The organism is Streptomyces lichenis, from assembly GCF_023218175.1.
Lineage (GTDB): Bacteria > Actinomycetota > Actinomycetes > Streptomycetales > Streptomycetaceae > Streptomyces > Streptomyces lichenis.
In genome coordinates this window covers 67297-85472 of sequence record NZ_JALPTH010000004.1, presented here as the reverse complement: position 1 = coordinate 85472, position 18176 = coordinate 67297, and the positions used below count along the sequence as shown (strand labels likewise).

General features: G+C 71.1%; 15 protein-coding genes and 2 tRNA genes. 6 read left to right on the top strand and 11 right to left on the bottom strand.

Annotation, left to right across the window (positions count from 1 at the left end; genetic code table 11):
• Complete coding sequence (locus tag M1O15_RS05375) at positions 1 to 2622, bottom strand: valine--tRNA ligase (RefSeq protein ID WP_248632059.1); 2622 nt, start codon at positions 2620 to 2622, stop codon at positions 1 to 3.
• Positions 2623 to 2759: 137 nt separating this feature from the next.
• On the opposite strand from M1O15_RS05375, the gene M1O15_RS05370 reads away from it, so the two are divergent.
• Positions 2760 to 3761 (top strand): hypothetical protein, encoded by a 1002-nt coding sequence (locus M1O15_RS05370; protein WP_248632058.1) that lies wholly within the window; start codon positions 2760 to 2762, stop codon positions 3759 to 3761.
• A gap of 93 nt (positions 3762 to 3854) precedes the next feature.
• On the opposite strand, the gene clpX is transcribed toward M1O15_RS05370, so the two are convergent.
• The 5 genes from clpX to M1O15_RS05345 all read right to left on the bottom strand — a co-directional run bounded on the left by clpX (position 3855) and on the right by M1O15_RS05345 (position 8609).
• Positions 3855 to 5138, bottom strand: a complete 1284-nt coding sequence (clpX, locus tag M1O15_RS05365) for an ATP-dependent Clp protease ATP-binding subunit ClpX (protein WP_248632057.1) — start codon at positions 5136 to 5138, stop codon at positions 3855 to 3857.
• Positions 5139 to 5294: 156 nt separating this feature from the next.
• Positions 5295 to 5954 carry an ATP-dependent Clp protease proteolytic subunit gene (locus M1O15_RS05360; RefSeq protein WP_248632056.1) on the bottom strand — a complete coding sequence of 220 codons (660 nt, stop codon included), beginning with the start codon at positions 5952 to 5954 and terminating at the stop codon, positions 5295 to 5297.
• Positions 5955 to 6030: 76 nt separating this feature from the next.
• Positions 6031 to 6648 (bottom strand): ATP-dependent Clp protease proteolytic subunit, encoded by a 618-nt coding sequence (locus tag M1O15_RS05355; protein ID WP_248632055.1) that lies wholly within the window; start codon positions 6646 to 6648, stop codon positions 6031 to 6033.
• Between the two features lie 300 nt (positions 6649 to 6948).
• Positions 6949 to 8349 (bottom strand): trigger factor, encoded by a 1401-nt coding sequence (gene tig / locus M1O15_RS05350; protein ID WP_248632054.1) that lies wholly within the window; start codon positions 8347 to 8349, stop codon positions 6949 to 6951.
• 183 nt (positions 8350 to 8532) lie between these two features.
• A tRNA-Pro gene (locus M1O15_RS05345) sits at positions 8533 to 8609 on the bottom strand.
• A 172-nt stretch (positions 8610 to 8781) separates the two neighbouring features.
• Between M1O15_RS05345 and M1O15_RS05340 the strand changes: the two genes are divergently transcribed.
• Positions 8782 to 8852: transfer RNA gene (locus M1O15_RS05340), tRNA-Gly, on the top strand.
• 90 nt (positions 8853 to 8942) lie between these two features.
• Here M1O15_RS05340 and M1O15_RS05335 read toward each other — a convergent pair.
• On the bottom strand, positions 8943 to 9137 hold the full coding sequence (locus tag M1O15_RS05335; RefSeq protein WP_248632053.1) for a hypothetical protein: 195 nt from the start codon (positions 9135 to 9137) through the stop codon (positions 8943 to 8945).
• A gap of 458 nt (positions 9138 to 9595) precedes the next feature.
• On the opposite strand from M1O15_RS05335, the gene M1O15_RS05330 reads away from it, so the two are divergent.
• Entirely contained in the window at positions 9596 to 10867 is a 1272-nt protein-coding gene (locus M1O15_RS05330; protein ID WP_248632052.1) for an acyltransferase family protein, read from the top strand.
• Here M1O15_RS05330 and M1O15_RS05325 read toward each other — a convergent pair.
• Positions 10864 to 11304, bottom strand: a complete 441-nt coding sequence (locus M1O15_RS05325) for an HD domain-containing protein (protein ID WP_248632051.1) — start codon at positions 11302 to 11304, stop codon at positions 10864 to 10866. The genes M1O15_RS05330 and M1O15_RS05325 overlap by 4 nt on opposite strands.
• Positions 11305 to 11318: 14 nt before the next feature.
• Positions 11319 to 12470: a PP2C family protein-serine/threonine phosphatase gene (locus M1O15_RS05320; protein WP_248632050.1), complete on the bottom strand. Its 1152-nt coding sequence runs from the start codon at positions 12468 to 12470 to the stop codon at positions 11319 to 11321.
• Positions 12471 to 12584: 114 nt separating this feature from the next.
• On the opposite strand from M1O15_RS05320, the gene M1O15_RS05315 reads away from it, so the two are divergent.
• Positions 12585 to 13820: a GNAT family N-acetyltransferase gene (locus M1O15_RS05315; protein WP_248632049.1), complete on the top strand. Its 1236-nt coding sequence runs from the start codon at positions 12585 to 12587 to the stop codon at positions 13818 to 13820.
• A 31-nt stretch (positions 13821 to 13851) separates the two neighbouring features.
• On the opposite strand, the gene M1O15_RS05310 is transcribed toward M1O15_RS05315, so the two are convergent.
• Entirely contained in the window at positions 13852 to 14661 is an 810-nt protein-coding gene (locus tag M1O15_RS05310; RefSeq protein WP_248632048.1) for an Fpg/Nei family DNA glycosylase, read from the bottom strand.
• Complete coding sequence (locus M1O15_RS05305; RefSeq protein ID WP_248632047.1) at positions 14661 to 15155, bottom strand: ribose-5-phosphate isomerase; 495 nt, start codon at positions 15153 to 15155, stop codon at positions 14661 to 14663. The genes M1O15_RS05310 and M1O15_RS05305 overlap by 1 nt, the downstream gene beginning before the upstream one ends.
• Before the next feature lie 232 nt (positions 15156 to 15387).
• Between M1O15_RS05305 and M1O15_RS05300 the strand changes: the two genes are divergently transcribed.
• Positions 15388 to 16824, top strand: coding sequence for an amino acid permease (locus M1O15_RS05300; RefSeq protein ID WP_248632046.1), 1437 nt, complete (start codon positions 15388 to 15390; stop codon positions 16822 to 16824).
• Positions 16825 to 16919: 95 nt separating this feature from the next.
• Positions 16920 to 18176: an FAD-binding oxidoreductase gene (locus M1O15_RS05295; RefSeq protein WP_248632045.1), complete on the top strand. Its 1257-nt coding sequence runs from the start codon at positions 16920 to 16922 to the stop codon at positions 18174 to 18176.

Genomic DNA, 18176 nt, shown 5'->3' with positions numbered 1-18176 from the left:
TCAAGCCGCCGGCAGGTTCTCCAGCTGGCGGGTGATGCGGGCGATGTCCTCGTCCGCGGTGGCCAGCCGGGTGCGGATCTTCTCCACCACCTGGTCGGGGGCCTTGGCCAGGAAGGCCTCGTTCCCCAGCTTGGCGTTGGCCTGGGCCTTCTCCTTCTCGGCGGCGGCCAGGTCCTTGGCCAGCCGCTTGCGCTCGGCGGCCACGTCGATGGCGCCGGACAGGTCGATGGCGACCGTGGCGCCCGCGACCGGCAGCGAGGCGGTGGCGGAGAAGCCCTCGCCCTCGGGCTGGAGCCGGAGCAGCTGGCGGATGGCCGCCTCGTGCGGGGCCAGCCCGGTGTCCCCCAGTTCCAGGCGGGCCGGGACCTTCTGGCCGTCCTTGAGCCCCTGGTCCTTGCGGAACCGGCGGACCTCGGTGCCGAGCTGCTGGACCAGCGCGATCTCCCGCTCGGCGGCCTGGTCGCGGAAGCCGCTGTCCCGCGGCCAGTCGGCGACGACCAGCGACTCACCGCCGGTCAGCGCGGTCCACAGCTTCTCGGTGACGAACGGGACCACCGGGTGCAGCAGTCGCAGGGTGACGTCCAGGACCTCGCCGAGCACACGGGCGGAGACCTTCGCCTGCTCGCCGCCGGCGAAGAAGACGGACTTGGAGAGCTCCACGTACCAGTCGAAGACCTCGTCCCAGGCGAAGTGGAACAACGCGTCCGACAGCTTGGCGAACTGGAAGTCCTCGTACAACGCGTCGACCTCGGCGACCGTGGTGTTCAGCCGGGAGAGGATCCAGCGGTCGGTGGCGGTCAGCCGCTCCGGCTCGGGCAGCGGGCCCTCGACGGTGGCGCCGTTCATCAGGGCGAACCGGGTGGCGTTCCAGATCTTGTTGGCGAAGTTCCGGGAGGCCTGGACCCAGTCCTCGCCGATCGGGACGTCGATGCCGGGGTTGGCGCCACGGGCCAGGGTGAAGCGGAGCGCGTCGGAGCCGTACGTGTCCATCCAGTCCAGCGGGTTGACCGCGTTGCCGAAGGACTTGGACATCTTCTTGCCGAACTGGTCGCGGACCATGCCGTGCAGGGCGATGGTGTGGAACGGGACCTGGCCGTCCATCGCGTACAGGCCGAACATCATCATCCGGGCGACCCAGAAGAAGAGGATGTCGTAGCCGGTGACCAGGACCGCGTTCGGGTAGAACTTCGCCAGCTCCGGGGTCTGTTCGGGCCAGCCCATGGTGGAGAAGGGCCAGAGCCCGGAGGAGAACCAGGTGTCCAGGACGTCGGTGTCCTGGTGCCAGCCCTCGCCGCTCGGCGGCTCCTCGTCGGGGCCGACGCAGACGACCTCGCCCTCGGGCCCGTACCAGACCGGGATGCGGTGGCCCCACCAGAGCTGGCGCGAGATGCACCAGTCGTGGAGGTTGTCGACCCAGTCGAAGTACCGCTTCTCCATCTCCTGCGGATGGATGGCGACCCGGCCGTCGCGGACCGCGTCCCCGGCGGCCTGGGCGAGCGGGCCGACCTTGACCCACCACTGCATGGACAGCCGCGGCTCGATGGTGGTCTTGCAGCGGGAGCAGTGCCCGACGGAGTGCTTGTACGGGCGCTTCTCGGCGACGATCCGGCCCTCGGCGCGCAGGGCGGCGACGACGGCGCTGCGGGCCTCCAGCCGGTCCAGGCCCTGGAAGGGGCCGTGCGCGGTGATCACGGCGCGCTCGTCCATGACCGAGAGGTTGGCCAGCCCGTGGCGGCGGCCGATCTCGAAGTCGTTGGGGTCGTGCGCCGGGGTCACCTTGACCGCGCCGGTGCCGAAGGACGGGTCGACGTGCTCGTCGGCGACGACCGGGATACGGCGGCCGGTGAGCGGCAGTTCGACCTCGGTGCCGACCAGGTGCTGGTACCGCTCGTCGTCCGGGTGGACGGCGACCGCGGTGTCACCGAGCATCGTCTCGGCGCGGGTGGTGGCGACGACCAGCGCGGCGTCCCCGTCCCCGTAGCGGATGGAGACCAGCTCGCCGTCGTCCTCCTGGTACTCCACCTCGATGTCGGAGATGGCGGTCAGGCAGCGGGGGCACCAGTTGATGATCCGCTCGGCGCGGTAGATCAGCTCGTCGTCGTAGAGCTTCTTGAAGATGGTCTGGACGGCCTTGGACAGGCCCTCGTCCATGGTGAAGCGCTCACGGGACCAGGCGACGCCGTCGCCGAGGCGGCGCATCTGGCCGGAGATCTGGCCGCCGGACTCGCCCTTCCACTGCCAGACCCGCTCGACGAAGGCCTCCCGGCCCAGGTCGTGGCGGGACTTGCCCTCCTTGGCGAGCTCGCGCTCGACCACGTTCTGGGTGGCGATGCCGGCGTGGTCCATGCCGGGCTGCCACAGCGTCTCGTACCCCTGCATCCGCTTGCGGCGGGTGAGGGCGTCGATCAGCGTGTGCTCGAAGGCGTGGCCCAGGTGGAGGCTGCCGGTGACGTTGGGCGGGGGGATGACGACGGTGTACGCGGGCTTGTCGCTGCCCGCGTCCGCGTCGAAGTACCCCCGCTCCACCCAGCGCTCGTACAACTGCCCCTCTACATCGGCCGGCGCGTACTGGGTCGGCAGGTCGGGGGCGGTCGCGTGGTGCTGCGCTGAGTTCTCGGTCACGGGCCCAGTTTAGGGGTGTCACGGGGACGTACTGAAACGGGATTGTTCGGTAACGGTCCGACCCCCGGCGTGCCGCACGGACAGGCTTTCGGCCAGGATGTCAGCGACGCATAAGCATTCGGAGGGGGACCCCTTTCATGAGCACCGACCAGCCGGGTCCGTACGGCGGACAGCCCAACCCGTACGGCCGGCCCGGCCCCTACGGCCAGCAGCCGCCGGCCCAGGCCCCCCAGCCCGGTTACGGGTACCCCCAGGGGGCACCTCCCGGGCCGCAAGGCCCAGGGGGACAGGCCCCGCAGGGCGTGCCGCAGCAGCCGGGCTACGGCTACCCGCAGGGCGCGCCGCAGCAGCCCGGGCCGTACGGGCAGCCCCAGGCCCCCGGCCCGTACGGGCAGCCGCCGCAGCAGCCGCCCTACGGCGCGGCCCCCGGCCAGTACCCGCCGCCCCCGCCGGCCCCCGCCGGCGGCGGCAAGAAGGCCGGCCTGATCCTCGGCGCGGTCGCGGTGGTCGCGGCCATCGCGGTGGGTGCCTGGTTCGTCTTCGGCACGGGCGGGAGCTCCGACATCGCGGACGACGGCCCGCACAAGCTCATCACGCCGGAGACGGTGCTGGGCGAGTACAAGAAGGACGACTCCGGCTCCTCGTCCTCCGACGACAAGGAGCTGCTGGGCAAGGCCGAGAGCTGGGGCGTGAAGGACGCCAAGCAGGTCAGCTCCGGTTACGCGGTGAAGAACGACTCCGCGCCGCTGGCGGGCAAGATGCTCAACTTCGGTGGCGTGTACGGCACGATCGAGGACCCGGAGAAGGCGGTGGACGGCTTCTTCGCCCTGATGAAGTCCGAGGCCGAGAAGGAGTCCAACAAGGACGCCGAGCTGGTCGGCAGCCCCAAGGAGTACAAGCCCGAGGGGCTGGAGGGCGCCGTCCTCAAGTGCCAGCAGAGCAAGGGCAAGACGGGCGAGACGAGCGGCCCGGCGCCCAAGGAGGTCACCATCACCTTCTGCGTCTGGGGCGACCACAGCACGCTGGGCATGGTGATGCCGATGAACCTCGGCGAGCTGATGCTCGGCAAGGGCGGCTCCCCCGAGGAGGCCGCCGCCATCGCCGCCAAGCTCCGCAAGGAGGTCCGCGTCAAGGCCTGACGGCCGTCGAGCGCGACGCACAGAGGGGCGCCCCGGCAGGTTCGGTCCGAACCCGCCGGGGCGCCCCTTCGCGTCTGGGCGTGCGGACCGCCGCTACGCCGACTTCTCGTGCGGGCCCTGGTCCTTGACGACGCGGGGCACCAGGGTCGGGTTGACGTTGTTGTGGACGACGTCCTCGGTGATGACGACGCGGGCCACGTCCTTGCGGGAGGGGACCTCGTACATCACCGACATCAGGACCTCCTCCATGATGGCGCGCAGGCCACGGGCGCCGGTGCCGCGGAGGATGGCCTGGTCGGCGATGGCCTCCAGGGCGGGGCGGTCGAAGTCCAGCTCGACGCCGTCGAGTTCGAAGAGGCGCTGGTACTGCTTGACCAGGGCGTTGCGCGGCTCGACCAGGATCTTGAGCAGGGCCTCGCGGTCGAGGTTGTGGACCGAGGTGATGACCGGGAGGCGGCCGATGAACTCGGGGATCATCCCGAACTTCACCAGGTCCTCCGGCATGACCTCCTGGAACTGGTCGCTGGCCTCGATCTCCCGCTTGGAGCGGATGGTGGCGCCGAAGCCGATGCCCTTGGCGCCGGCCCGGGACTCGATGATCCGCTCCAGACCGGCGAAGGCGCCACCCACGATGAACAGCACGTTCGTCGTGTCGATCTGGATGAACTCCTGGTGCGGGTGCTTGCGCCCGCCCTGCGGCGGCACCGAGGCGGTGGTGCCCTCCAGGATCTTCAGCAGGGCCTGCTGCACGCCCTCGCCGGAGACGTCCCGGGTGATCGACGGGTTCTCGCTCTTGCGGGCGACCTTGTCGATCTCGTCGATGTAGATGATCCCGGTCTCGGCCTTCTTGACGTCGTAGTCGGCCGCCTGGATCAGCTTCAGCAGGATGTTCTCGACGTCCTCGCCGACATAGCCGGCCTCGGTCAGCGCCGTGGCGTCGGCGATGGCGAAGGGGACGTTCAGCATCCGGGCCAGGGTCTGGGCGAGCAGCGTCTTGCCCGAACCGGTCGGGCCGAGCAGCAGGATGTTGGACTTCGCCAGCTCGATCGCGTCGTCCCGGCCCTGCGCGCCGCCGTTCTCGCCGGCCTGGACGCGCTTGTAGTGGTTGTACACCGCGACGGAGAGGGCCTTCTTCGCGGGCTCCTGCCCGACGACGTACCCCTCCAGGAACTCGTAGATCTCCCGCGGCTTGGGGAGCTCCTCCCACCGCACCTCGGAGGTCTCGGCGAGCTCCTCCTCGATGATCTCGTTGCACAGGTCGATGCACTCGTCGCAGATGTACACACCTGGGCCCGCGATGAGCTTCTTCACCTGCTTCTGGCTCTTTCCGCAGAACGAGCACTTGAGCAGGTCGCCGCCATCACCGATGCGTGCCACGAGGTGCTTCCCCTTCGCCTGGGAGCGGCCTGGTGCAGCCGCTCCTGGTGCCTCTATCCGACGGTACCTTGCCCATGCCCGTGTTCGGGCCCCCCTCGGCATGGTTCAGCACACCGCGTGGTGCGCGGAAGGGTGCCGAGGGGGTTGCCGGCAGGGTCAGGCGGCCGCCGCGGTGGTGCTCTTGCGGGTGGAGACGATCTGGTCCACCAGGCCGTACGCCAGGGACTCCTCGGCCGTGAGGATCTTGTCGCGCTCGATGTCGTCGCGGATCTTCTCGATCGGGGTGCTGGAGTGCTTGGCCAGCATCTCCTCCAGCTGGGTCCGCATGCGCAGGATCTCGTTGGCCGCGATCTCCAGGTCGGAGAGCTGCTCGCGGCCGGTGCCGCCGGACGGCTGGTGGATCAGCACACGGGCGTTGGGCAGCGCCATCCGCTTGCCGGGGGTGCCCGCGGCCAGCAGCACGGCGGCGGCCGAGGCGGCCTGGCCCATGCAGACGGTCTGGATGTCCGGCTTCACGAACTGCATCGTGTCGTAGATGGCGGTCAGCGCGGTGAACGAGCCACCGGGGCTGTTGATGTAGATCGAGATGTCCCGGTCCGGGTCCATCGACTCCAGGCACAGCAGCTGCGCCATGACGTCGTTGGCGGAGGCGTCGTCGATCTGCACGCCGAGGAAGATCACGCGCTCCTCGAAGAGCTTGGCGTACGGGTCGTACTCGCGCACGCCCTGGGAGGTGCGCTCGACGAACCGGGGCACCACGTACCGGTTGTCCACCTGCGGGCCGGTGTAGAGGCCGCTCGCGGAGAAGTTGCTCATGGGGTGTTTCACCATCCTGATGGCGTTCGGGCGTTCGGCGGGCTGGGCTGGCGGGTCGGGCTCGGCGGCGGGGCGCTCAGGCGCCGGTGCCGCCACCGCCCGGAACGCCCGCGGCGGCGGACATGATGTCGTCGATCAGGCCGTACTCCTTGGCCTCCGTGGCGGTGAACCAGCGGTCGCGGTCGCCGTCGCGGATGATCGTCTCGACGCTCTGCCCGGAGTGGTGCGCGGTGATCTCGGCCATCCGCTTCTTGGTGCGGAGCAGGTACTCGGCCTGGATCTTGATGTCCGAGGCGGTGCCGCCGATGCCGGCGGAGCCCTGGTGCATCAGGATGTCGGTGTTCGGCAGCGCGAAGCGCTTGCCGGTGGCGCCGCCGGTCAGCAGGAACTGGCCCATCGAGGCGGCCATGCCCATGCCGATGGTGACCACGTCGTTCGGGATGTACTGCATGGTGTCGTAGATCGCCATGCCGGCCGTCACCGAGCCGCCGGGGCTGTTGATGTAGAGGTAGATGTCCTTGCTCGGGTCCGCGGCAAGGAGCAGCATCTGCGAGGTGATCTTGTTGGCGATCTCGTCGTCGACCTGCTGGCCGAGGAAGATGATGCGCTCGCCGAGCAGCCGGTTGTAGACATGGTCGCCGAGGCCGCCACCGATGGACGGCTCACCCGCGGCGTAAGGCTTCAGATTCGTCACGTATCCACCTGCTCGTCTCCGACGGCACGAGCCGTCTCAGCGTCGTACGTACTGGGCGGGTATGTGCCTGCCCTCGTATTCATGGACCCTAACGCGCTGGTCGGCAGCCGCCATCCCGGTTCCCGAACTGTTCGCTGGGAGCGCAAGGTAGGCCGCCCGGCGGGGCCTTCGAGGGCCGTGGGCAGGGGCTCGGGCGGGGCCTGCGGGAGGCCTGCGGCGGCCCCGGACGACGAGGGCCCGGACCGCACACGGGGTGCGGGCCGGGCCCTCGCCTCAGCCGTCTCGCGGCCGGGGGGCCGGTCAGCCCTCGGACTTCTCCGCGGCCTTCTCGTCGGCCTTGTCGGCCGGGGCGTCCTCGGTCGCGGCCTCGGCGGTCTCGCCCGCCTCGTCCTCGTCGTCCAGGTCGACCGTCTCACCGTTGGTGTCGACGACCTTGGCGGACTCCACGACCACGGCCAGCGCCTTGCCGCGGGCGACCTCGCCGACGAGCATCGGCACCTGGCCGCCCTCGACCACGGCCTGGGCGAACTGGTCGGGGCTCATGCCGGAGGAGGCGGCGCGCCGCATGAGGTGCTCGGTGAGCTCCTCCTGGTTGACGTTGAGCTTCTCCTTGTTGACCAGCTCGTCCAGGATGAACTGGGTCTTGATGCCCTTGACCGCCTGCTCGCGGGTCTCGGCGTCGAACTCCTCGGCCGTCTTGCCCTGGATCTCCAGGTACTTGTCGATGGTGAGGCCCATCTGGCCGAGCTGGTGGTGCTCCAGGTTGTGCTTGCGGGTGTTGACCTCGTCCTCGAGCAGCTTCTCGGGGATCGGCACCTCGGCGAGCTTGATCAGCTCGTCCAGCACCCGCTCCTGGGCCTGGGTGGCCTGGTCGTACTGCTTCATGTTCTCCAGGCGCTTGCGGCTGTCGGCGCGCAGCTCCTCGAGGGTGTCGAACTCCGACGCCATCTGGGCGAACTCGTCGTCCAGCTCGGGCACCTCGCGGGCGGCGACGGCGGTGACCTTGACGGTGACCTCGGCCTCCTTGCCCTCGGCGGAGCCGCCCTTGAGGACGGAGGTGAACGTGGCCTCGTCGCCGGCCGACTTGCCGGTGACGGCCTCGTCGATGCCGTCCAGCAGCTCACCGGAGCCGATGGTGTACTGCACGCCCTCGGCCACGCCGTCGGCGAGCACCTCGCCGTCGACCTTGGCCTCCAGGTCGACGGTGATGACATCGCCCTCGGCGGCGGCGCGCTCGACCGGGGAGGTGGAGGCGAAGCGGTCGCGCAGCTGCTCGACCGACTTGGCCACGTCCTCGTCGGTGACCTCGACGGCGTCGACGGTGACCTCGATGCCGGAGTAGTCCGGGATCTCGATGGACGGGCGGATGTCGACCTCGGCGGTGAAGGCCAGCAGCTCGCCGTCCTTCAGCTCGGTGATGTCCACGTCCGGCTGGCCGAGCGGGTTGACCTCGGCCTCGTTTACCGCGTCGGTGTAGAAGCGCGGGAGGGCGTCGTTGACGGCCTCCTCCAGCACCGCGCCACGGCCGAACCGCTGGTCGATCACGCGAGCCGGGATCTTGCCCTTGCGGAAGCCCTTGACCGTGACCTGCTGGTTGATCTTCTTGTACGCCGCGTCGAGGCTGTCCTTGAGCTCCTCGAAGGGCACCTCGACAGTGAGCCGAACCCGGGTCGGGTTCAGGGTCTCCACGGCGCTCTTCACGGTTCGGTCTCCTTGGTGGCTGATTCTTGGCTGCCGGGCCGCCTCGACGGCGGCTGCGGCGGATTCGGCCCGGTCAGAGAGACACACGGGCACGCAGCTTGCATAGTAACCGCAAGCAGGGAGGGGCCCACAACGTGATCTACGGACAACCCCGTCAACCCCGTCAACGAGCGCGGACGGGCGTGGTCGGGGTGGCGGGATTTGAACCCACGGCCTTCCGCTCCCAAAGCGGACGCGCTACCAAGCTGCGCCACACCCCGTCGGTGCGACACGTAGGGTACATGGCCGCGGACCCGCCGTCCGCACCTTTTCCGACCCGGTGTACGCCACCGGCCGGCCGCCGGGCAAAGGGTGTGCGACCCGGCCGCCGGACCCGCTACGATGACCGTGCCGTCCACGCCGGGTCCGCCGGTCGCGGGCGGTGCACGGTATGCGGGCGTAGCTCAATGGTAGAGCCCTAGTCTTCCAAACTAGCTACGCGGGTTCGATTCCCGTCGCCCGCTCTGCACACCTCAGGGCCAGGTCGGAGGAGTTCTCCTCGGACCTGGCCCTGAGGCGTTCCCGGGGCCCGCCCCCGCGGGGGCGGGAAGGCCTCAGAAGTTGATGCCGTTGATGGTGCTCGCTATCGAGTCCAGGGTGCGCTGGATGGCGGGGGCCATACCGCTGGAGGCCAGGAAGAAGCCGAAGAGGATGGCCACCACGGCCGGACCCCCCTTGATCGAGCCACTGCGGATCATCACCACCAGGATGATCGCCAACAGCAGCACCACAGACAGCGAAATGGCCACAACTGATCACACCTTCGGTCGGTCCGCCTTGCCGGCCCGGAGGTGCGCGGCCGCGCAGACCCCCGTGCGGTCCATCGTGCCACCAACATCCCCCGCTACACCCCCCGCTGACACATCCTCTGACACATCCTCCGGGAGGGATCAGGGACACGGTCCCGGGCAGGCGGGGGCGAAGGGCCCTCGCGGCGGCCCCGAGGGCGTGGAGGCGGAGGGCGGACGCGGGGCAAGGGACGGAGGTTGTGACGCTTTTCGCATGTGCACATGCTGGTTACAGGAAATCCCCGGTGTGCGCTCCGGTGTAATGCCGCGTGGGGCGGTGGTGACCGAATGCCACGGTCAACGCGGATGAGTCCACCCAAGGCGGGCATCCGCATGCGGTGCGACCGCGAAGACACCCCCGTGAAGAGAGGCCTGTCACGGGTTTTACGAACATGGCGAGCCGGGCTAGCGTGCCTCGAATGTTCCAGGCCCCGCACGGAAACCAGAAGGCTCCGCTCCCGCCGGTCGAGGAGCCGGCGCCCGCCGCCACGAGCACGCCGCCGCACGGCGCGGCCAGACCCGCCAAGGCCGCGGCGGGGTCCACCGGGTCCGCCAAGAAGGAGCGGGATCCGTTCTTCGACAATGCGAAGTACCTGGCCATCGTGCTGGTCGCGATCGCGCACACCTGGGAACTCGTCATGGACGGGAGCCGGACGACGCGTGCGGTCTACATGGTCGTCTACACCTTCCATATGCCGGCGTTCATCCTGATCTCCGGCTACTTCTCCCGGAGTTTCACCGGACGGCCGGACCAGGTGAAGCGGCTGCTGACCAGTGTGGTCGTCCCGTACCTGGTGTTCGAGACGGCGTACACGCTTTTCACGGCCTGGGCCAAGGACGACTGGGACCGCCCGCTGAGCCTGACCGACCCCTTCTATCTGACCTGGTTCCTGGTCGCGCTGTTCCTGTGGCGGCTGTCGGTGCCGCTGTGGCGGAGCCTGCGCCACCCGCTGGCGGTCTCCATGGTGGTCGCCGTGGCGGCCTCCCTCTCCCCCGCCACCGGCTCGGACCTGGACCTGATGCGGGTGCTGCAGTTCCTGCCGTTCTTCGTGATGGGGCTGCTGATGCGGCCCGAGCACTTCGCCCTGGTACGGCGCCGGGAGGCCCGGATCGCGGCGGTCCCGGTGCTGCCGGCCACGCTGGCCTTCGCCTACTGGATCGCGCCGGACATGAAGCTGAGCTGGTTCTACCGGGCCACCCCGGTGGAGGAGACCGGTGCGGCCTGGTGGACCGCCCCGGTGATGATCGTGCTGCTGACCGGCTGCGCCCTGGTGCTGACGGCGGTCTTCCTGGCGCTGGTGCCGCAGCGGAAGACGTGGTTCACCGCGCTGGGCGCGGGCACCATCACCGGCTATCTGCTGCACGGCTTCGGGGTGAAGGCGCTGGAGTACTGGAACGTGGTGGACCGCCAGGACTGGCTGGCCTCGCCCACCGGGCGGGTGGTGCTCACCCTCACCGCGGCCGCGGTGGTGACCCTGGCCTGCACCTCCCCGGTGCGCCGGGCGCTGCGCGGGGTGACCGAGCCGAGGATGGACTGGGCGTTCAAGGAGGACCCGGCGCGGGCCGCTGTGGCCCGCCGGGACCAGGCCCCGCAGGCGGAGCGGCGGGCGGCCGCCCCGGCGCCGGAGCGGGCCTGGCAGGAGGGCGACGCCTCGCGCACCCTCCAGCTCACCCGGATCGGACCGCGCTAGCCCGCCAGCCCGAGCAGCGCGCGGGTGCGGGCGTACTTCTGCGTGAGCCGGTTCCGGGTCGCCTCGTCGAGTTCGGCGAGGCGGCCCGGATCGCTGTTGTGGGCGAGGTCGGCCTCCTTGACCAGGAGGGCGCCGGGGACGGCGAGGATGCGGGCGGTGTAGGCGGGCAGCTCCTCGCCGGGGCGCTTGGTGAGGGCGAGGACCATGTCCCGGACGGATTGGGGGAGTTCGGCCTCGGTGAGCCACTGCTCGGTGAGCGCGTCGTCCTCGACGGCGTCGTGCAGCCAGGCGGCGGCGATCTGGGATTCGCTGCCGCCGCGGGCGCGTACGCCCTCGGCGACCGCCTGGAGGTGTTCGGCGTAGGGGCGGCCGGACTTGTCGCTCTGGCCGGCGTGGGCGGCGCGGGCGGTGGCTTCGATCTCGGCGAGGGTGAGCACGCTTGAGGGGCCTTTCAGGCGTCGCGGGTGATCAGCAGCAGGGCGCGGTCGTCGTTGACGTCCTTGGCGCAGGCCTCGATCAGGTGCCAGGCGGCCCCGGTGAAGCCGGTGCCGACATAGCGGTCGGCCTCGCCGGTGAGCCGGTCGACTCCCTCGGCGAGGTCCCGTCCGGGCGCCTCCACCAGGCCGTCGGTGAAGAGCATCAGCACGTCGCCGGGGCGCAGGGTGCCCTTGACCGGGTGGAACTCGGCCCCGTCGTACACCCCGAGCAGCGGGCCCTCGGCGGCGGTCTCCTCCCAGCGTCCGGTGCCGGCGTGCAGCTGGAGGGCGGGCAGATGGCCGGCGGAGAGCAGTTCGTAGTCGCCGGTGTCCAGGTCGAGGACCAGGTGGACGGAGGTGGCGAAGCCCTCCTCCCAGTCCTGGCGCAGCAGATAGCCGTTGGCGGCGGGCAGGAAGCCGTGCGGCGGGAGTGAGCCGATCAGCCCGCCGAAGGCGCCGGAGAGCAGTAGGGCGCGGGAGCCGGCGTCCATGCCCTTGCCGGAGACGTCGGTGAGGACGACCTCCAGGGTGCGGCCGCCGGAGGTGCGGGCGGCGACCACGAAGTCGCCGGAGAAGGACTGGCCGCCGGCCGGGCGGAGCGCCATCTCGTGGTGCCAGCCCTTGGGCAGCCGGGGCAGCGCGGACTGGGCGCGGATGCGTTCGCGCAGGTCGAAGAGCATGGTGCCGCCGCGCCGCCAGGGCACCCCGACCCGGGCCCGGAACTGGGCGATGAGCAGCCCGAACAGTCCGCAGGCGGCGACCACCAGCACGGTGCCGGGGGTGACCCGGCCGGCGGCGTCCTCGGCGGTGTAGGGGCCAAGGACCACGGATTCGGCGATCAGCGCCCCGGCGGCGGCCGCGTAGAGCCCGAGCAGGCTGGCGGGGCGGAGCAGCAGGCCGCCGGCGACGATGGGCAGGACCAGCGCGGAGGGGGCGCACCAGATGGGGAAGGCGATGGTGGCGAGCGCCAGGGCGGGGATGGTGAGCAGCAGTCCGGCGAAGGCGATCCAGTCGGAGCCGTCGCCGCGGAAGTAGTCGACGGCGGATCTGCGCAGCGCGACCCTGGCCCGGAGCGCTCGCTTGCGTGTCCGGGCCGTGAGGGTCTGCGTTCTCGCTGCACGGGCCATTGGCCTGGACCCTATCCACCCGGGGGCCGGACGTGCAGGGGGCCCCTTGCCGTGCGGTGCCGTCCGGTGCGAAAACGGGTCGCCGCCGCCCGGGGCGGCTGGTACCGATGGCGTATGACGACTGAGACGCGGATCCTCCGTGCGGAGGAGTGGGACCACTGGTACGGCCGGCTGGAGCTGGCGTTCGGCGGGGTGGCGGACTCCGATGAGGAGCGGGAGCTGTGGCGGGGGCTGACCGTGCCGGAGCGGTCGATCGGGGTGTGGGAGGGCGGGAGTTGCGTCGCCACGTCCGGGTCGTTCGCGTTCCGGGTGTCGGTGCCGGGCGGGGCGCTGGTGCCGGCGGCGGGGGTGACGATGGTGGGGGTGGCCCCGACGCATCGGCGGCGCGGGCTGCTGACCGGGATGATGCGGCGGCAGCTGGACGACGTACGGGCGTGGGGCGAGCCGCTGGCGGTGCTGTGCGCCTCGGAGCCGGCGATCTACGGGCGCTTCGGGTACGGGGTGGCCACCCGGCACGTCAACGCGGAGATCGACACCGCCCGGGTGCGGCTGGCCCTGCCGGAGGGCACCGAGGAGGTGTCGCTGCGGCTGGTGGAGCCGGGGGACGCTCAGGCGCTGGCGGCCTGTGAGGCGGTGTACGCGCGGCTGGTGCCGGGGCGGCCGGGGATGATCGAGCGGCTGCCGGGCTGGGACCGGCTGGGGGTGCTGGACCCTCCGGGCGACCGCGAGGGGGCGTCCCCGCTGATGTGCGTGCTGGCGGAGCGGGACGGCGAGGTGGTCGGGTACGCGCGGTACGCGGTGCGGCCCGGGTGGGACGAGGCCGGACCGGCCGGGGTGGCGCGGCTGCGGGATCTGGAGGCGCTGGATCCGGCGGCGTACGCGGCGCTGTGGCGGTATCTGCTCGGGCTGGACCTGGTGAGCGGCCTGCACAGCCGGGGCCGGCCGGTGGACGACGCCTGGCAGCACCTGGTCTCGGACACCCGGCGCTGTCAGCCGAGGCTGCGGGACGGGCTGTACGTACGGCTGGTGGAGGTCGGCGAGGCGCTGGCGGCCCGTGCGTACCAGGCACCGGTGGATGTGGTGCTGGAGGTGGAGGACGCCTTCTGCCCGTGGAACGCGGGGCGCTGGCGGCTGACCGGCGACACCAAGGGCGCTCAGTGCGAGCGGACGACCGATCCGGCCGATCTGGCGTTGTCGGTACGGGAGTTGGGCTCGGTGTATCTGGGCGGGGTGCCGTTGGCGGGGCTGGCCGCGGCGGGGCTGGTCCGGGAGGAGCGGCAGGGCGCGCTGGCGGAGGCGTCGGTAGCGTTCGGCTGGCCGGTGGCGCCCTGGCTGCCGCACGGGTTCTGACCCGGCCGGCCCCCGCGGGGGCCGGTACGCCTCAGACGGGCTGGCAGCTCGCGCACCAGAAGAGGTTGCGGGCGGCGAGCGGGGCGGTGCTGACCGGGGTGCCACAGAGGTGGCAGGGCATCCCGGTGCGGCGGTAGACGTAGACCTCGCCGCCGTGGTCGTCCACCCGGGGCGGGCGGTCCATGGCCTCGGGGGTGTGCTCGGGGCGGACGGTGTCGATCCGGTTGTTCCGTACGCCCTCGTGCATCAGCGCCACCAGGTCGTCCCAGATGGCCGTCCACTGGTCGTGGGTGAGGTCCTTGCCGGGGCGGTAGGGGTCGATGCCGTGCCGGAAGAGGACCTCGGCGCGGTAGACGTTGCCGACGCCTGCGACCACCTTCTGGTCCATGAGCAGCGCGGCGATGGTGGTGCGGCTGCGGGATATCCGGCGCCAGGCCTTGTCCGGGTCGTCGCCGTCGCGCAGCGGGTCGGGGCCGAGGCGCTCGTGTATGGCGCGCTTCTCGGGCTCGCCGATGAGGGCGCAGGCGGTGGGGCCGCGCAGATCCACGTACGCGGTGGGGTTGGCGAGCCGCAGCCGGACCGTCTCGGTGGGCGGCGGCGCGGGCTGGTCGCCGAAGGCCACCTTGCCGAAGAGCCCGAGGTGGATGTGGACCCACTCCTCGCCGCGGAAGCCGAGGAAGAGGTGCTTGCCGTGCGCCTCGGTGCGGGCCAGGACGGCGCCGTCGATCAGTGCGGCGGAGTCGGCGAACTTGCCCTGCGGGCTGCTCGCGATGACGGGCCGGCCGCCGAACCGTGCGAGGTAGTCGGCGGCCAGCCGGTGGATGGTGTGCCCCTCGGGCATCAGGCGGTCGGCTCCTGCGGGTGGTGGGCCGGGATGGGGGGCAGCTCGCCGGTGGTCTCGTAGGCCGAGAGCATCTCGATCCGGCGGGTGTGGCGCTCCTCGCCCGAGTACGGGGTGGAGAGGAAGACCTCGATGAAGCGGGTGGCCTCGTCCTGGGTGTGCATCCGGCCGCCGACGGCGATGACGTTGGCGTTGTTGTGCTCGCGGCCGAGGGCGGCGGTCTGCTCGCTCCAGGCGAGGGCGGCCCTCACGCCCTTGACCTTGTTGGCGGCGATCTGCTCGCCGTTGCCGGAGCCGCCGATGACGATGCCGAGGGCGTCGGGGTCGGCGGCGGTCCGCTCGGCGGCGCGCAGGCAGAACGGCGGGTAGTCGTCCTGGGCGTCGTAGATGTGGGGCCCGCAATCGACCGGCTCGTGACCGTGGGCGGTCAGCCACTCGACGAGGTGGGTCTTCAGTTCGTAGCCGGCATGGTCGGAGCCGAGGTACACGCGCATGGGGGGAGTGTGGCACGGGCGCGGCCGGGGAACGGTCAGCGGGGTCGGGTACGGAGCGCGTCCGGCCGGTGACTACCGATGGTCACCGGCATACAGGTCCGTACCAACCTACAAAGGACGTGACCGGCGCCTCGTATCACGATACGGATTCGGGTCTTCCGACCTTTCCCGGTCTCGGGTTTGAATGCACGAGCTCGTCATCCGAGTGCCCCACCAAGGTAAGGAACTGTCCATGACCATGCAGCCGACCCTGCATAAGGAAGGCGAGAACCCCGGTGAGCCCGGGAATCCGCAGCCTTCCGACGGTCTCAAGGCCGGGCTGAAGAACCGCCACCTCTCCATGATCGCCATCGGCGGCGTGATCGGGGCGGGCCTGTTCGTCGGCTCCTCCGGAGGTATCGCCAAGGCCGGTCCCGCCATCCTGATCTCCTACGCGCTCGTCGGCGCGATGGTCGTCATGGTGATGCGGATGCTCGGCGAGATGGCGGCCGCGAGCCCGGACTCCGGCTCCTTCTCCGCGTACGCCGACCGCGCGCTGGGCCGCTGGGCCGGCTTCTCCATCGGCTGGCTGTACTGGTTCTTCTGGGTCGTGGTGCTGGCGGTCGAGGCGACCGCGGGCGCGGTGATCCTGGAGGGCTGGATACCGGCCGTCCCGCAGTGGGGCTGGGCGCTGATCGTGATGGTGGTGCTCACCGCGACCAACCTGATCTCGGTCGGCTCCTACGGTGAGTTCGAGTTCTGGTTCGCCGGCATCAAGGTGGTGGCGATCGGCGCTTTCGTGATCGTCGGCCTGCTGGCCGTCTTCGGTGTGCTGCCGGGCTCGGACAACCCGGGCGAGGGCTTCGCGCACCTCACCGACGCGGGCGGCTTCCTGCCGAACGGCGCGGGAGCGATCCTCACCGGTGTGCTGATGGTCGTCTTCTCCTTCATGGGCAGCGAGATCGTGACGCTGGCGGCCGGCGAGTCGGAGGACCCGCGCCGCGCGGTCACCAAGGCCACCAACAGCGTGATCTGGCGGATCGCGGTCTTCTACCTGGGCTCGATCTTCGTGGTGCTGACCCTGCTGCCGTGGAACGACCCCTCGATCACCGAGAAGGGCTCCTACGTCGCCGCGCTGGACTCCATCGGCATCCCCTACGCCAGCGGGATCATGGACTTCATCATCCTGACCGCGGTGCTCTCCTGCCTGAACTCCGGCCTCTACACGGCCTCCCGGATGGCGTTCTCGCTCGGTGAGCGCGGTGACGCGCCGAAGGCCTTCGCCAAGGTCAAGGGCAACGGTGTGCCGGTCACGGCGATCCTCGCCTCGGTGGTCTTCGGCTTCGTGGCGGTGATCTTCAACTACATCTCGCCGGACAAGGTCTTCGACTTCCTGCTGAACTCCTCCGGCGCGGTGGCGCTCTTCGTCTGGCTGGTCATCTGCCTGACCCAGCTGCGGATGCGCGGCATCCTGATGCGCGAGGCGCCGGAGAAGGTGACCGTGAAGATGTGGCTCTTCCCGTATCTGACCTGGGCGACCGCCGCGTTCATCGTCTTCGTCCTGGGCTACATGTTCTTCGACGACGCCAACCGCCAGGTCGTCTCGCTCTCCCTGCTGGTGGCCGGCGTCGTCGTCGCCATCGGCCTGGTGCTGGACCGCCGGCGCAAGAACCTGGCCGCCAAGGTCTGAGGCCGTTCGCCGAAAGAGTGGAATACCTGACGGGTTCTGTCAGGTATCAGGGTGAGGCTCTCCGTGTCACGTCCCGTGAACGGAGGGCCTTTCCCATGTCCGGATCCATCTTCCTCACCCCCGACGACCCCGGTTACGCGGCGGAGACCGCCGGCTTCCAGACCGGCTTCCCGGTCCGCCCGGAGCGGGTGGTGGCCGCGCGGAGCCCCGAGGACGTACGCCGGGCCGTGGCGTACGCCGCCGAGCGGGGGCTGCCGCTCGCGGTCCAGGCCACCGGGCACGGGCTGGCCGGGCCGGTGGACGGCGGGGTGCTGGTCTCCACCCGCCGGATGGACGGGGTCCGGGTGGACCCGGCCGCCCGCACCGCCCGGATCGAGGCCGGGGCGCGCTGGGGCCAGGTGGTGGCGGCCGCCGCGCCGCACGGGCTGGCCCCGCTGAACGGCTCCTCCCCCGGCGTGGGCGCCGTCTCGTACACCCTGCGCGGGGGACTGGGCATCCTGGGGCGGGAGTTCGGCTGGGCGGCCGACCGGGTGCGCTCCCTGGAGCTGGTGACCCCCGACGGGGAGCCGCGGACCGTCACCGGGGCCTCGGACCCGGAGCTGTTCGGGCGGCTGCTGGGCGGCGGCGGGCCCGCGCTGGGGGTGGTGACGGCGCTGGAGACCGGTCTGGTGCCGGTGGCCCGGCTGTACGGCGGTTCGCTGCTGTTCGCCGACGGCGAGGACGGGGGTGTGGAGTCGGCGGTGCGGGCCTGGCGGGAGTGGACGGCCGGGATGCCGGAGGCGCTGACCTCGTCGGTGGCGGTGATGGTCTACCCGGAGCTGCCCTTCGTCCCGGAGCATCTGCGCGGCCGGTACACGGCCACGGTGCGGATCGCGTACACCGGGACCGCGGCGGAGGGCGAGCGGCTGGTGGCCCCGCTGCGGGCGGCGGCCGGACGGCCGCTGGCGGACACCCTGCGGGAGATGCCGTACCGCGAGTCGCACACCATCCACAGCGACCCGGAGACGCCGCACGCCTACTACGGGGAGGGCCGGCTGCTCGGCTCCCTGGACCCGGCGGCCGCCGCCGCGCTGTTGAAGGCGACCGGGCCGGACTCGCCGCTGTGGACGGTGGTGCAGCTGAACCACCTGGGCGGGGCGCTCGCCCGGCCGGCCGCCAACAGCGTGCCGCACCGGGAGGCGGCGTATCTGGTGCGGCTGCTCTCGGTGCTGGGGGACGCGCCCGGGAACGGCACGAGCCCGGACCAGGTCCGGGCTCGGTACGCGGAGGTGTTCAAGGCGCTGGGGCCGGCCGTGCTGGGCCCGGCCCGCGGCTTCGCCTTCGGGGCGGGGGACGACGCCGCGGCGGCCTGA

Bases quoted from the DNA above. Each gene is read 5' to 3' on its own strand.
- M1O15_RS05295 (WP_248632045.1), top strand. From the start codon at position 16,920: ATGTCCGGATCCATCTTCCTCACCCCCGACGACCCCGGTTACGCGGCG.
- M1O15_RS05320 (WP_248632050.1), bottom strand. From the start codon at position 12,470: ATGGCCCGTGCAGCGAGAACGCAGACCCTCACGGCCCGGACACGCAAG.
- M1O15_RS05330 (WP_248632052.1), top strand. From the start codon at position 9,596: ATGTTCCAGGCCCCGCACGGAAACCAGAAGGCTCCGCTCCCGCCGGTC.
- M1O15_RS05360 (WP_248632056.1), bottom strand. From the start codon at position 5,954: ATGAGCAACTTCTCCGCGAGCGGCCTCTACACCGGCCCGCAGGTGGAC.
- M1O15_RS05315 (WP_248632049.1), top strand. From the start codon at position 12,585: ATGACGACTGAGACGCGGATCCTCCGTGCGGAGGAGTGGGACCACTGG.
- M1O15_RS05310 (WP_248632048.1), bottom strand. From the start codon at position 14,661: ATGCCCGAGGGGCACACCATCCACCGGCTGGCCGCCGACTACCTCGCA.
- M1O15_RS05300 (WP_248632046.1), top strand. From the start codon at position 15,388: ATGACCATGCAGCCGACCCTGCATAAGGAAGGCGAGAACCCCGGTGAG.
- M1O15_RS05305 (WP_248632047.1), bottom strand. From the start codon at position 15,155: ATGCGCGTGTACCTCGGCTCCGACCATGCCGGCTACGAACTGAAGACC.
- M1O15_RS05370 (WP_248632058.1), top strand. From the start codon at position 2,760: ATGAGCACCGACCAGCCGGGTCCGTACGGCGGACAGCCCAACCCGTAC.